This window comes from Gemmatimonadota bacterium, from assembly GCA_016712265.1.
GTDB lineage: Bacteria > Gemmatimonadota > Gemmatimonadetes > Gemmatimonadales > Gemmatimonadaceae > RBC101.
Genome location: JADJRJ010000030.1, coordinates 189,638 through 204,248 on the forward strand (window position 1 = coordinate 189,638; position 14,611 = coordinate 204,248).

General features: G+C 67.8%; 11 protein-coding genes. 6 read left to right on the forward strand and 5 right to left on the reverse strand.

The genetic code is table 11. From position 1 onward, the window contains the following. Positions 1-19 precede the first annotated feature (19 nt). On the reverse strand, positions 20-2,788 hold the full coding sequence (locus tag IPK85_16085) for a valine--tRNA ligase (protein MBK8248900.1): 2,769 nt from the start codon (positions 2,786-2,788) through the stop codon (positions 20-22). 94 nt (positions 2,789-2,882) lie between these two features. On the opposite strand from IPK85_16085, the gene IPK85_16090 reads away from it, so the two are divergent. From IPK85_16090 to IPK85_16105, 4 genes are all read left to right on the forward strand, one after another. After that, positions 2,883-3,023, forward strand: a complete 141-nt coding sequence (locus tag IPK85_16090; protein MBK8248901.1) for a hypothetical protein — start codon at positions 2,883-2,885, stop codon at positions 3,021-3,023. Positions 3,024-3,065: 42 nt separating this feature from the next. Then, a complete protein-coding gene (gene thrS, locus IPK85_16095) occupies positions 3,066-5,009 on the forward strand; it encodes a threonine--tRNA ligase (GenBank protein MBK8248902.1) in 1,944 nt (647 codons plus the stop codon). Positions 5,010-5,165: 156 nt separating this feature from the next. Continuing rightward, on the forward strand, positions 5,166-5,591 hold the full coding sequence (locus tag IPK85_16100; GenBank protein MBK8248903.1) for a cbb3-type cytochrome c oxidase subunit I: 426 nt from the start codon (positions 5,166-5,168) through the stop codon (positions 5,589-5,591). Between the two features lie 44 nt (positions 5,592-5,635). Further along, the gene (locus tag IPK85_16105; protein ID MBK8248904.1) at positions 5,636-6,094 is read left to right on the forward strand and encodes a hypothetical protein; all 459 of its coding nucleotides are present in this window, start codon (positions 5,636-5,638) and stop codon (positions 6,092-6,094) included. A 56-nt stretch (positions 6,095-6,150) separates the two neighbouring features. Here the strand turns inward: IPK85_16105 and IPK85_16110 are convergent, their stop codons facing one another. Both IPK85_16110 and IPK85_16115 read right to left on the reverse strand, forming a co-directional pair. Further along, positions 6,151-7,524, reverse strand: coding sequence for an MATE family efflux transporter (locus IPK85_16110; protein MBK8248905.1), 1,374 nt, complete (start codon positions 7,522-7,524; stop codon positions 6,151-6,153). A gap of 3 nt (positions 7,525-7,527) precedes the next feature. Continuing rightward, entirely contained in the window at positions 7,528-8,160 is a 633-nt protein-coding gene (locus IPK85_16115) for a DUF2239 family protein (protein MBK8248906.1), read from the reverse strand. A 168-nt stretch (positions 8,161-8,328) separates the two neighbouring features. On the opposite strand from IPK85_16115, the gene IPK85_16120 reads away from it, so the two are divergent. Both IPK85_16120 and IPK85_16125 read left to right on the forward strand, forming a co-directional pair. After that, complete coding sequence (locus tag IPK85_16120) at positions 8,329-10,260, forward strand: hypothetical protein (protein MBK8248907.1); 1,932 nt, start codon at positions 8,329-8,331, stop codon at positions 10,258-10,260. Beyond that, the gene (locus tag IPK85_16125) at positions 10,257-11,165 is read left to right on the forward strand and encodes a hypothetical protein (protein ID MBK8248908.1); all 909 of its coding nucleotides are present in this window, start codon (positions 10,257-10,259) and stop codon (positions 11,163-11,165) included. The genes IPK85_16120 and IPK85_16125 overlap by 4 nt, the downstream gene beginning before the upstream one ends. Positions 11,166-11,314: 149 nt before the next feature. Here IPK85_16125 and IPK85_16130 read toward each other — a convergent pair whose 3' ends face one another. Beyond that, positions 11,315-12,343: a hypothetical protein gene (locus tag IPK85_16130; protein ID MBK8248909.1), complete on the reverse strand. Its 1,029-nt coding sequence runs from the start codon at positions 12,341-12,343 to the stop codon at positions 11,315-11,317. Beyond that, positions 12,340-14,595 carry a S9 family peptidase gene (locus IPK85_16135; protein ID MBK8248910.1) on the reverse strand — a complete coding sequence of 752 codons (2,256 nt, stop codon included), beginning with the start codon at positions 14,593-14,595 and terminating at the stop codon, positions 12,340-12,342. The genes IPK85_16130 and IPK85_16135 overlap by 4 nt, the downstream gene beginning before the upstream one ends. Between the last annotated feature and the right edge of the window lie 16 nt (positions 14,596-14,611).

A 14,611-nucleotide genomic window follows, 5' to 3' on the forward strand; every position in this document is an offset into this window, starting at 1 on the left:
CAAAGGGCCCGCCACCGGTTTAACCGCCGAACGAGGCGATCTTGCTGGCGAGCTGCGCGCGCCGCTCCGTCCACTCCCGCTCCTTCTGCCGTTCGGCCTCCACAATCTCCGGCTTCGCCCGCGACACGAAGCTCTCGTTCGCCAGGCGACCGCGCAGGGCCGTGAGCTGCTTGTCGAGCCCTTCCAGCTCCGTGGTCAGGCGTGCGACCTCCTTGGCCACATCGATCATCCCCTCCAAGGGGAGGATCACTTCCGACCCGTCGGCCAGGACCTCGTGTGCCGCGGCGCCCGCTGGTGCGACGTCCACCACGACGAGGGAGCAGCGGGCGAGTCGTTCGATGGTCGACTGTTCCGCCCGGAAGACGACGGCCGCGTCATCACCCGCGGGCTTGATCATCGCCTGGACGGACTTGCCCGGTGTGATGTTGTAGTCCGCGCGGATCTTCCGGATGGCGGTGATTGCCTCGCGCACGCGCTCGAAGGCGAGCGCGCCTTCGGGGAGGCCATCGGTCACCGGCCAGGTCGCGGTGGCCAGAAAGCCATCGGACGGCTTGCCCGGGACCGGGAGCTGTTGCCAGAGCGCTTCCGTGACGAACGGGACGATGGGGTGCAGGAGGCGCAGCGCGCGGTCAAAACAATGCACAAGGACGGCACGTGCCACCTCGCGATCGGGCCCTGGGCTCGCGAGCCGCGACTTGACCGTCTCGAGGTACCAATCAGCGAGTTCACTCCAGGCGAAAGCGCGCGCGGCCTCGGTGTACTCGTTCAACCGAAGGCCGGCGTAGGTCTCGTGCGGTTCCCAGGTCGCACGCGTCGGTCGTGCGGGCCCAAGTGACGCGTTGCAGCTGGCCAGTGCGGCGTCGAGCCGCCCGAGGATCCATCGGTCGGCGCTGGTGAGTGCGCCGGGAGCGACCGTTGCCATGGGAGAGACCGGGTCCGAGCCCACGTTGGTGAGCAAGAAGCGGCCAATGTTCCAGAGCTTGGTCACGAAGTTGCGCCCGGGGGCAAACGAACGTTCCAGGTCACGCGGGTCGAGGATGGTGTCGGCGCCGAGTCCCATGCCGGCAATCACCGTGTAGCGCAGCGCGTCCGCTCCGTAGGCGGCCACCACGTCGAGCGGGTCGATCCCGTTCCCCAGGGACTTCGACATCTTCACGTGGTTGGTGTCCCGCACGGTCCCATGCAGGTACACCGAGTGGAACGGCGCTTCGCCCATGAACGCGTACCCTGTCATGATCATCCGGGCGACCCAGAAGAACAGGATTTCCGGGGCGGTCACGAGGAGGTCGGTCGGGTAGAACGCCTTGAGGTCCGCGGAATCGTCGGGCCAGCCTAACGTGGAGAAGGGCCAGAGGCCGGACGAGAACCAGGTGTCAAGGACATCTTCGTCCTGGCGGACCGGGCCGGAGCAGGCAGGGCAGGTCGCCACATCGGTCCGGCTCGCGGTGACCTTGCCGCACCCGTCGCAATACCAGACCGGGATGCGATGCCCCCACCAGAGCTGGCGCGAGATGTTCCAATCGCGGATCCCCTCGAGCCAGTTCACGTAGACCGCCTCCCACCGTTCGGGCAGGATGCGGATCGTGCGATCGTGCACGGCCTTGAGTGCGGGCTCGGCGAGCGGCTTCATCTTGACGAACCACTGCTCGGAGAGCCGCGGCTCGACGACCGTGTCGCAACGGTAACACTGGCGGATCGAGTGATGATGCGGCTCGACCTTGACCAGCGCGCCCATCGCCTCGAGCTGGCCCACGATCACTCGGCGCGCATTGGCGCGATCGAGCCCCACCAGGTCGGCAGGGACGCGTCCGGCGGCATCGGCCATCTCGCGCATCTCGCCGGTGGGCGACATGATGACGGGCATCGGGAGGGCGTGGCGCTGGCCGACCTCGAAGTCGTTGTGGTCGTGCGCCGGGGTGATCTTGACCGCGCCAGAGCCAAAGGCAGGATCTGTGTAGGTGTCCGCGACAATCGGGATCTCGACATTGGAGATCGGCAGCATCACCGTCCGTCCGATGAGGTCCTGGTAGCGCGGATCGTCCGGGTGCACGGCAATCGCCACGTCGCCGAGCATCGTCTCGGGACGCGTGGTCGCCACCGTGATGCTGCGCGGGGCCTCGTTGGCGTTGATCGGGGTGAGCGGGTAGCTGATGTGATAGAGCTTCCCGTCCTTCTCGTGGTGCTCGGCCTCCTCGTCGGATAGCGACGTGAGGCAGCGCGGGCACCAGTGGATCACGCGGTGCCCCCGGTAGATCAGCCCCTTCTCATACAGCCGGACGAACGCCTCGCGAACCGCACGCGAGAGTTGGGGCGACAGGGTGTAGGCCGTGCGGGTCCAGTCGGCGGAGGCGCCGATGGCCCGCAGTTGCTGGAGGATCGTCCCCCCGGTCTCGGTGACGAAGGCCGAGGTACGCTGGATGAAGGCATCGCGGCCCACGTCGAAGCGCGTCTTGCCCTCGCGCCCCAGCTGTTTCTCGATGACGTTTTGCGTGGCGATCCCCGCGTGGTCGGTGCCGGGCACCCATAGGGCCTCGTCGCCGCACATGCGTCGCCAGCGCATGACCACGTCTTGGACCGTGTTGTTCAGCCCATGCCCCATGTGGAGCACGGCCGTGACGTTGGGGGGCGGGATGACGATGACGTACGGCGCACGGCTGCCTCCCGCGCGCGCCGATCGCTCGGCGGCGGCGGTGAAGGCGCCTGCGCGCTCCCACTGGTCATAGATCTCGCGTTCCCGCGTCGCGTGGTCGAATTGCGGGGGCAGCTCGGGGGTCTGGGGGTCGGCCATGACGGGCAATTTACACCATCATGCCCTGAGTTCGGTTGGCGGTACTTGAACGGCCGTGCGTGCCGCTTTTCGCCGGGCCTTGCTATGTTGCAGGGTGACCGGCACTGCTCCGTCGACGCGTGGGGTCGCCTGGTGGCTGGCGTGGGCCATAGTGGTCGCGCTACTGCTGGGCGGGGTCTACTTCGCCCTCCATCACGTCAACGACATCCCCCCGGCCCTCGTCGCCCGCGCGTAGGCGTGGCGCCGCGGGTCTCCCGTTTCCCGCTCGTCCCCGATCATGATCGTCCTCACGCTTCCCGATGGTGCACGCCGCGAGGTCCCGGCGGGTACGCCGGCCCGCGACGTAGTGGCCAGTATTGGCGAACGACTCCTCAAGGCGGCGATCGCCGTGGTGGTGGAGGGAGAGACGGTCGACCTGGGGACGCCCCTGCGGCGCGGTGGTGCTTTCCGCGTGTTGACGGAGAGAGACCCCGAGTCGCTCGCCGTCTTGCGGCACTCCGGGGCCCACATCCTCGCCACTGCGGTGCGTCGGTTGCGCCCGGATGCCCAGATCGGCTTCGGCCCGGCCATCGACGACGGCTTCTACTACGACTTCGGGGTCGAGAAGCCGTTCACGCCAGAGGACGTCGAGGCCTTCGAGGCCGAGATGCGGAAGGTGGTGGCGGAGAAGTACCCGTTCGTCCGCGAGGAGATCGATCGTGTGGAGGCGAATCGTCGTTTCTCCGACGACCCGCTCAAGCTCGAGCGCATCGCGGACCTCGGCGCCGACGAAGTCATCTCCACGTACACCGACGGCCCGTTCATCGACCTCTGTCGCGGCCCCCACGTGCCGGACACGAGCTACCTCAAGCACTTCAAGCTCCTGCACACCGCAGGGGCCTACTGGCGCGGCGATGAGCGGCGCCCGATGCTGCAGCGCATCTACGCCACCGCATTCTGGAAGAAGGAAGACCTCGAGCAGCACCTCTTTCGCATCGAGGAGGCCAAGCGCCGCGACCATCGCGTGCTGGGCAAGACGCTCGACCTCTTCATGTTCTCCCAGGTGTCACCGGGGTCAGCCTTCTGGACCGAGCGCGGGACGACCATGTACAACACGCTCGTGGACTTTGTCCGTGACCGGCAGCGCGAGGCATTTCAGGAGATTCGTACGCCACTCATCTATAACAAGATGCTGTGGGAACAATCCGGGCACTGGGGGAAGTACCGCGAGAACATGTTCCTCATCCACAACAAGGAGACCGAGGAACTCGACAGCTCGCTCAAGCCAATGAACTGCCCGTCGCACTATGTGCTGTACGGGGCGAAGAAGCACTCGTATCGGGAGTTGCCGCTGCGGTACGTCACCTTTGACGTGTTGCACCGCAATGAGCTGACCGGCGCGCTGTCCGGGCTGACGCGGGTGCGACAGTTCTCGCAGGACGATTGCCACGTCTTCCTGATGGAGTCGCAGATCGACGAGGAAGTGCGCTTCCTCATGGACTTCATCCTCGGGCACTATGCGACCTTCGGGCTCGAGGCGCGGATCAAGTTCGCGACACGGCCCGAGGTGCGGATCGGCAGCGACGAGATGTGGGACCGCGCCGAGCGCGCGCTGGAAAGCGCGCTCAAGGCGACGGGGAAGCCGTACGAGCTGAAGCCGGGCGATGGGGCGTTCTATGGGCCGAAGATCGACTTCGATGTGCAGGACTCGTTAGGTCGTGCCTGGCAGTTGGGAACGATCCAGCTCGACTACGCCGCGCCGGAGCGATTCGACCTGCAGTACGTGGGCGAGGACAACACCAGCCACCGGCCGGTCGTGATCCATCGGGCGGTGAGCGGGTCGATCGAGCGCTTCATGGCGATCCTGATCGAGCACTTCGCGGGGGCGTTCCCAGTATGGCTCGCGCCGGAGCAGGTGCGGGTGCTGCCGATCTCCGATGACCTGGCGCCCGTGGCGGCCGAAGTCACCGCGAAGATGAAGGCCGCGGGGATCCGGGCGCACATGGACGCGCGCAGCGACACGCTCAACTACCGCATTCGCGAAGGCGAGATGATGAAGGTGCCGTACATGGCCGTCATCGGAAAGCGTGAGGCCGAGGCCGGGACCCTGGCCGTGCGGGAACGCGGACAGGGGAAGAAGCAGGAAGTTGTTGGGGTCGACGCCTTCATCGCGCGTGTGCTGGAGGATGTCCGGTCGCGCTCGCTGGGAAATGTCGCAACCGCATCGGCTCCGTCGAGTTAGACGCCGTCCCGCGCCGGGTCCGGCGGGCGGCACGGGGTACGTGGCGCCGGGGACGCGCCCAGTCGCTCTGGGGCTGGGGTTCATCGGGATGGCGGTAGTGGCTGCTTCCGGTCGAGCGTCGTTGAGCTGGGGGCCGCACGGACCTCAGCCGCTCCGATGAATCCGCTCGTCCGCCGCTACCTTCGTGCAGCGATTGCGTTTCTCGTGATCGGACTACTCCTCGGCGCGTGGATGCTCGTCGCGCGCGAATTCGGGGGCTGGCTTCCTCCACGCATCCGCAGCGCGCACACCCACGCCCTCCTTGTGGGGTTCGTGATGTTGATGATCACTGGGGTCGCCCTGTGGATGTTTCCGCGTCCCCGGGCTGGCGACACGGTGTTTCGCCCCGCCTTGGCGGACGTGGCTTGGTGGGGCATTGCCGGAGGCACCGCCCTGCGGGTCGCGCTCGAGGTGGGCCTTGGTGCCACACCGTCCGTGGCGTGGCGGACGGCGCTGGTGAGTGCCGGCCTGCTTCAGGTGGCCGGGCTCCTGCTATTCTTCCGCACGATGTGGACCCGCATCAGGTCGGCGGGACCCGCGTGACCACGCGCCTCAGCGGCGTGTCGCCGTTTTCTTCTGGAGGTTTCATGCGCTGGCCGACGATTCTGCTGGCAAGCTTCACCTTCCTCGCGGTTGGTCAGCCGGTCCAGGGCCAGTCGGGTCCAGCTTCAGCGGTGGCGGTGCCCGTCACGATGGAGTACTACTCTCGGATCAAGTGGGGATCCGTGGACGAGTTCAAGCGCCTCTACGCGAAGAACCACGCCCCACTCCTGCGCGAGATGGAGACCCTCGGCTTCATCAAGAGCGTGCGTGTTGAGGAGCCCTTCACCCATCTGGCGGGCGGGCCTTGCTGGGACCTGCGGGTGACCATCGTGTTCCGCGATGCGGCCGCGGCGATCTCGGATCCGGAGTGGGATCGCCTGTGGAGCGTGGCGCGCAATCGTTTGTATCGCGACGCTACGCGCTTCGACGCCGAGGAGGCTGCGCGATTCGCCCTCCTGGAGGACCATTGGGACGTCGTGGTCAACGAGGTCAAGGTCCCGTAGCCGACTGCGGTGGGCGGCAACTCCGCACCGCCCCCCACCGCCTCTGATCGAGTCGCCTAACCCTCCACGGGGACGGCGGTGAACCCCGGCATGCGCGCTGCGGTGGCCCGGACGAGCGCCCGCCGCACCAGCACAAAGCTCAAGATGGCTGTTGCCGCTGCGGCCACCGTCGACAGCAGCCACAGCCGGTGCAGCGTGAACCCGGGCTGGCGACTCAACCAAACCGCGGGGAGCGCAAAGGTGAGCAGCCGCACCGTGGCAACGACCAGCGATGGAACGGTGTTGCCCAAGGCCTGGAAGATCCCCGAGCAGGTGAACACCAGCCCCTGCGCCACAAAGTTCCACGAGATCACCCGCAGGAACTCCGCCCCGACCTCAACCACCGCTGGCTCCGGCGTGAAGATCCGCACGAGCGAGGCCGGGGCGACGTTGCACAACACGGTGAGCGCCGCCATCAGGGCACTCCCCATCAGGGCCGCGTCGCGAAAGGTCGCGTGCGCGCGATCCGCTCGTCCGGCACCGACGTTCTGCCCCGCCACCGGCGCGGCGGCAAAGGCGATCGCCATCGCCGGCAGGAAGAACGCCTGCATGATCCGCGAGCCGATGCCATATCCGGCCTGCGCCTCGGGGCCAAAGCCGCGGATGATCCAGTAGGTCACCCCGGTTCCGATGAAGATGATGGCGAACTCCCCGCCCGCCGGGACGCCGATGCGCAGCATGCGGACCACGACGTCGCGACGCGGCATGAGCTGGTGCCGGTCGAACCGGACGAAGGTCTCCAGCCGCCGGAACCAGCCGAGCAGGAGCGCGACACCGAGGGCCACGGAGATCGTACTTGCGAGCCCAGCCCCCGCCACGCCTAACGGGCGCCCAGTCCCCCAGCCGGCGATCAATACCGGGGCCAGGATGGCGTTGCACAGCACGGTGATCGCTTGCACGACCATGGTCGGACGGGTGACCCCGGTCCCGCGCAATGCGGCTCCAATGGAGACCAGCGAGAACTGCAGGGCGAGCGCGGGGAGGAACCACCGCAGGTAGGTGACGCCCGCTGTCATGGCCGCGGCATCGGCGGCGAGGGTGCCCACGTACGTTGGTATCAGGGCGTACCCAACGATGAGGAGCCCGACGACCGCACCCAGGGAGAGACCCAGCCCCTGATTGAAGACAAGCGTGGCGTCTTCCCGGTCCTTGCGTCCCGCCGCGTGCGACACGAGCACCATGGTGCCGACGCTCAAGACCTGGGTGAACGCCATCACAACAAACTGGACCGTGCCGGCGGAGGCCACGCCGGCCACGGCGGCATCCCCCAGCTTGGCGACAAACCAGAGGTCGATGAGGTAGTACAGTGTCTGGAGCACCATCCCGATGGCCATCGGGGCCGCGAGACGGAGGATGTGTCGGGGGATCGAACCCGAGGTCAGGTCGTGCATCGCTCAGGCTCCGGTCGCGTCAGGGAGCGCAGGAACGACCGTCGCCGGTGTGGCGAGCCAAAAGGCGCCACGCGCGAGGTCACGGGTGTGTTCGCGCAGGTCGGCGGGCCACGACACGATGAGCGTGTGGAACCGGTCGGCGTCCCCCTGGAAGAGGGCCCGGATCGCTTCCTCAAATCCCGGCGCATTGCCGAGCGTGGCCGCCATGAAGCGATACGTCGATTCCTGTGCGCGCCGGACGATGTCGCGTTCGGAGGAGACCTTGCGCGCCTCATCAACCAGGCGCCTGAGGGCCACCGAAGCGCCGCCTGGTTGTTCGTTGAGCCACTCCCAGTGCCTGGGGAGCAGGGTCACTTCCCGGGCCACGACGCCCAGCTTCGGGCGTCCCCGCGTGCGTCGCTCAGCCGTGGCGCGTTCACGATTCGCCGTACTTTCGAGGATGTCGTCCAACGCCCCCTCGAAATGGATATCGGCCGGTTCCGAACTGGTGGCGTCGAAGATGAGCGCGGCGCCGCGCACCTCAGGAGGGTAGTGGGCGAGGGCGAACGCGATTTCACGGAGCGACCCTGCCGCGATGCGTTGGCCTGCGTGAAAGGCGATGTAGGTGCTCGTGGCCTGAGCTGGCTCGGACGGCATCATGGCGATTCGATTGGGCGCGTGATGATATCGTCCGGGTCAAAAGGAGTCAATAACACCCGGGTGTAATGTTGACGCCGCTCGTGAAGCGAATCGCACCGTTCGGCGACTCAGGGTGTCTCAACCCGCGCTAGCTTCACGCCTCGACGTTACATCCCGAACTCCTCCATGGCCCCATTCCTTCGTCCCGCGGTCCTGATGGGCCTGACCCTGGGGACCGCCGCCTGCATTGTCGCTCCGCTCAAGCTCTCGCGGGACGACTCTCAGGTTGTCCTCGCCAACCTTGCCATCGACGCCCCGGATCCCTCGCAGCGGGGCGCACTGGCCGTGCGCCGGCTGTACTACGGCTCCGGCACCGACAGGCAGCGTGCGATCTTCCGGGACTCGGTCACCCTCAAGACCCGCACCGTGGACGGGGCCAAACTCGCCAGTGCGCCCACGCCGGCGCTGGGCAAGTCGCGCCAGAAGTACTGGGGATTCGACTTCACGAAGTTGCCGGTGAATGGTCGCGTGTGGTATCCCGACGGACCGGGGCCGTACCCGCTCGTCCTCGTGGTGCACGGCAACCACAACATGGAAGAGTACTCCGACCCGGGCTACGAATACCTCGGCGAGTTGCTCGCCTCGCGCGGCTTCATCCTCGCGTCGGTGGACGAGAACTTCCTGAACGGCAATATCCGCGGTGAGAACGACGCCCGCGGCTGGATGTTGCTCAAGCACCTCGAGGCCTGGCGCGGCTTCAATGACTCGACGAACTCGCCGCTGCGGGGGCGCGTCGACCTCACCAACATCGCGTTGATGGGTCACTCGCGCGGTGGGGAGGCGGTGGCGGTGGCCGGCTTGTTCAATCGCCTCGCGCACTACCCGGACGACGCGTCCGTGACGTTCGACTTCAACTTCGGGATCAAGTCGCTCGTGGCCATCGCGCCAGTTGATGGGCAATACCGGCCGGCAGAGAAGGGGACCCCCCTGAAGGACTACAACTACCTGTTGATGCACGGGACCCACGACGGCGACGTGTCGACCTTCAACGGCCTCACACAGTACGAACGCACGACGTTCAGCGGCCGCGGCGACTACTTCAAGTCCGCGTTTTTGGTCTACCGGGCCAACCATGGCCAGTGGAACACGGTGTGGGGGAGCACCGATGGTGGGGAGCGGAGCCGTCGCTCGCTCGACCTGCGCAGCTTCATCTCGCAGGCGGACCAGCGACGGTTTGCCGAGGTGACCATCTCGGCGTTCCTGGAAGCGACGTTGAAGGGACGGCGCGCCTATCTCCCGATGTTCCGCGATCATCGCACAGCGGGTCGCTGGCTCCCCAAGACGATGTACCTCACGCGCTTCCAGGAAAGCTCGTTTCAGTCGATCGCAGACTACGAGGACGACGTGGACGTGACGACCGCCGGGCCGGGAGCGACGCTGCGCGGCGATTCGTTGTCCACCTGGAAGGAAGCGGCGGTGCCGTTCCGTAGTCGGGGCAACACCCAGGCGCACAACGCCGTCACCCTGGCCTGGAACAACCGGGTGGCGGGTGAGGACACCACACGCCGCGCTACCCCGGCGACCTATCGCCTGACGTTAGGCGATTCGTTGCGCGGGGCGCTCGCCCCGGGGGCGGCCACGAGCGTTGTCTTCTCTCTCGCCCCGCTCGACGCGAAGCCGGGGCCGCGCCCGTTGCCACGTGACACCACGAAGAAGGACTCGGTGACGGTGCGCCGTGCGACACCGCGTCGGCCACCCACCCCCAAGGCCGCGGAAGACACCGTCCCGATGGATCTCACCGTGGAGTTGGAAGACGACGGCGGCCGCGTCGCCCGATTACCGCTCTCTCGCTATGGCGCGGTCCGGCGGCCGCTCAAGTCGTTCGTGTACCGACGAGCCGGCCGCGACCAGCAGCGGTTCGGCAACACCTTCGAGATCGTGCTGCAAACGTATGTGGTCCCGCTCGCTGACGCGGTGGCCGCCGCACCGGGATTTGACCCCGCGCGCCTCCGTCACGTGCGCTGGCGCTTTGACCGCACCGAGGCCGGCACAGTTCTCCTTGACAACATCGGGCTTGCACGTATGCCCGCCGACTACATGGGCGGAGGTGCCCGATGATGCGCCGATGTGTTGCGCTCGTGCTCGCGACGGTGCCTGCCGTTGGCGTCGCACAGCGCACGATGCACGCCCCCCTCACGGCCCAGCTCCCGCTGGGCGCTCGAGCCGCGTCCCTCGGTGGCGGGAATGCCGCGAGCCGCGACGCTGAGGGGGCGCTGATGAATCCGGCAAACGTCGGTGTGTCGACGGGGATGGGGATTAATCTGGTGCGTTACCGCGACGGTACCGCCGGCGGTGCCCTGGGACACGCAGGCGCTGTTGGGTCCATGGGGGTGGGGATGGCCGTGTCTTACCTGGACTACCAGCCGGCGTTTGCCTCCAGCGGCATCGTCAGCGACGCTCCGTTGGTGGACGGGGGCGCCGGGTCGGCGGCGTCACTCGCCGCCTCGGCCGCGATGAGCATCGCGTGGAAGGGGATGCGTTGGGGGGCGGCCGCCACGTACCTGGAGGAGCGAGTGGAGACGTCGCGCAGCGGCGCCGCCGCGGTGTCTCTTGGGGTGTCCCGCTCCGCGCAATTTGGCTTCGCCTCGTTTGGTATCGCGCTGCAGAACCTCGGGCCCTCGTTGCGGTACGGCCGAACAGACGTTCCCCTGCCGACGCGCCTGGCCCTTGGCGCGTCCGGGGCGCAGTTCCCGCTCAACGCCTGGTTCGACCTCGGGGTGGATGCGGGGCTGACGGTGCGTCGCGACGGGTTGGTCGGTGGCGCGGTTGGCGGTGAGCTGGCCTGGGTGCCGATCGAAGGGGTGTCGGCCGCGCTGCGCGCCGGCGTCCGCCGTCCCGAGCTCAAGGCCCAGGGGCCCGGGACGGCAGGATTCGGCCTCAGTCTCGACCGGTTCGCCATCGACTACGCGTTTGAGCAGATGCGCGAGGGCGGGGCCCACCGGATCGGTCTCCGGGTGCGTTAGGCGCTACGGGGCCCGACGCGCCGACGGGGGAGCGACCGCCGTCACGGTGACACCGGCCCCCCGCACGGCACCGAGGACGTCGACGACCGATTAGTAGCGGACGTCGCGCGACGCGTCGACGTACAGGTTGCGCGAGAATATTGGATCGTTCAGGGACGTGACTCGACCGCCAGGACGTCGCCGCTCACCGAGTCCATCACGACGCGCACCCACCCCACTGTTGGGGACCCCCAGGTCTCCAGGCGCCAGGCGCGGGGAACGGGCACCCCCAGCGTGTCGGTCAGCGTCTGGTCGAAGTGGAAATCATGCGTGTCCCCGTGGATCAGGAGCGTCCGTCCCGGGAACGCGGCTGCGTGGGCGCGGAGCCGGGGGACAAACTGCTCGAAGCCATCCCTGACGCCGCGGCGCGAGCCGAAGCCGATGTTGGCGTGAAAGGCGAGCACCACCGCCCTGGCGCCGGTGGAATCCGCGCGTGCGTAGGTGGCGTCGAGCCACGCGAGGGCGGCCGCCATGCGATGGCTGGCGGCGCTGTCGTCGGCCGCGGTGCGGCCCTTGAAGGCCTCGGTCGCGTTCCCGCTGCCCACCAGATGCAGGGTGGCGAACACGACATGGCCGATGCGCCAACGCCGGTTCTCCACCATATCGGCCCAGGTGCTGTCTGACGCCTGGGACTCGAGTGCGAGGGGCGCCGTGCCCAGGCTGTGGCCGGGCTCGGGGTAGAGCGCACCACGGAGGAACGCGAGGCGCTCCAGGGGACGATACCGCCCGGACTTCTCGCGATGGCAATCCGCCCACTCGTTGTCACCCGGCGTGTAAACTACGGCCGGGCGCAGGGCGCGCATATCACTCGCCCGCGCCTGGATGACCGAGTCGTCGCACGGACCATTGAGCAGGTCGCCGACGTGGAGCAACAGGGTGATGTCGCTGGCGTTGACCGCGGCGAGGACGCGACGGTACGCCGGGACATCGCGGGTCGAGTACGGCGCGTCCCCAAACACGCCGAACGCGAAGGCGTCGGGGGGAAGCGGAGCGCGCGAGGAGGGCGCTCCGCACGATACGACCAGCGCAACACTGCCGAGGGTGGCGAGCCAACGTGTGGCGCGCCGTGCCTGGGCGCGGCGCCAGGCCCCGGATCGGCGCCAGCGATACGCGCGCGGACCCGGGGGCGCTGGCCTCATGGCGACGTGGCCGTGACCGGCTTGTCCTTCACGAAGCGCTTCATGAAGTCGGTGATGCGGTTCCAGGTGTCGATCCAGATGCCGTGGAACATCGACTCGTGCAGGTCATCCGGGATGACCATGAGCTCGTGGTGGATGTTGCGGGCCCGGAGGAGTTGGACCAACCCGACCGTCTGGGCGAAGTCGACGTTGCGGTCGTCATCGCCATGCACCAGGAAGACCGGGGACTTCCAGCTGTCGATGGCCGCGATGGCTGACGACTTGTAAGAGACAGCGCCTGTGTCCAGCGAGCTTCCCCAGAGGTGCACACCGGCGAGGTCGGCCCCCGCAACAAAGACATCCGAGTTGCGGGCCAGCGCCTGCGCCGTGAGGACGCCACCATAGGAGAGGCCCCAGATCCCCACGCGCGCCGGGTCCACGTCCGGACGTGCCTGCAGCCACTTTCCGGCGGCGAGCACGTCCTGGTATTCGGCGTTCCCACGACCGCCGCTGTTGGGCGCGTTCCGGAACGAGCGGCCATAGCCGACGCCGCTGCGGTAATTCACCGAGAGCACGACGTACCCCTGCGATGCGAGGTACTGGTTGTACCCGTACGCCCACGCGTACCAGTGCATGTAGTGATACGCTGGCAACATCTGCCGGACCGGGCCGCCATGGACGAAGACGAGCGCCGGTCGTCGTTCGCCCGGCTTGAGGTCCTTCGGCAGGAACAGCTGGTTGTGGATCTCCATGCCATCGGGAGACTTCACGATGACGACTTCAGGATCCACGTGTGCCTCGCTCGGGAAGTCGGCGCCGAGCTTCGGGAAGAACGGGATGGCGGCTCCACCGGCAGTCGGTGCCAGTGCGACCGCTGCTGGCGTCTTGTAGTCGTAGTAGAGGACGGCGAGTTGCCGGCCATTCGCCAGCGGCTGCGGGAAGGCTTCGACGCCGCGGCCCGTGGTGACCTGCCGCGGCGCGCCCCCGGCGACCGGCACCGCCCAGATGTGGCGGCGTTCGATGTCACCGGCGTTGGTCGAGTAGAAGAGGGTCTTGCCGTCCTTCGACAGGGCAGCGCTCGTGGCATTCTCGATCATCCCGTCGGTCGTGGTCAACATCACGGGTCGCGCGGGGGGCGACGCGATGTTGATCGCGTAGTAGCGGTCCCACTCGTCGTTGGCCGGCGAGAACGGGAAGACCAGGTGCCCGTCGGCCCATACGAGCACGTTGATCGCGGTGAAGGTGGGCTCGTTAGGCTGGTTGTGCCAGAGTTCACGCCCCTCGCCCGTCTGTGCGTTGGCGACCATCACCGACAACGTGTGTCCTCCCGCAAAGGTCGCGCGGCACAAACCGGGGGGTTCGTTCCGGCCAGGCGAGGCGGCCGGTGCGCCCTGGCTCCCGCCAAACCCCTGGCCGCCTGGGGCGGCGACGCACGGACCGCGCGAGTTGCCCGGGCCCGGCGCGCCGGGACCGGAGGGGTTCCCGATGCTCCCGATCCCCACCTGCGCCTGCTGCCCGAACGCCTGTCCGGGGCGCCGCGTGAAGGCGACCTCGCGGCTGTCGGGCGACCACACCGGTGCATCGTCGTAGTCGACGCTCGGCGCCAGGTACCGCACCTGCCGTGCCTTCACGTCAAGGACGCCGATGAACGAGTGGTTCTGGCGGACGCTGACAAAGGCCAGCTTGCTGCCGTCGGGCGACCAGCGTGGGGAACGCTGGGTCCCCCAGGCCTTCACCAGCGGCTTGAGGCCGCGCGAGATGGAGTCGGTGGCGGGGCGCGCCGTGGTGGCCGCATAGACCTGTCCCTCCTTGAGGAACGCCACCCACCGTCCGTCGGGGGACAGCTCGGGGTCACCGCCGGCAACCACCTTCCAGGCGGGTCCGCCGGCCGCGCGCACAGCCCAGATCGCGCGTTCACCGCCATCAGGATCGTGTGATGGGTTGGCGACCCAGCCGAGCCGGTTGGGTGCCGAGCCGCGGACAAACACGATCGTGCTACCATCGTCCGAGATCTCCACGTTGGTGAGGTCGATCCCGTCATCCTCGAGGAAGCGTGTCAGTCGCACCGGCGTCCACGATGGGGCGGCCGCGGTGTAGACGTTGCGCATGCCACGTTCATACGCCATCCAGGCGACCCGATCGGCCTTGCGTGCACTGACGAGTTCCAGTGGGGCCGCGGGGGCCATGAACTGGTCGATGGTGGCAGGCGACTGGGCTGTACCCACGGTACCGATGGTCGCGAGGCCGACGAAAGCATGGAGGCAAGATCTCATGGCAGAGGGCAGGGGA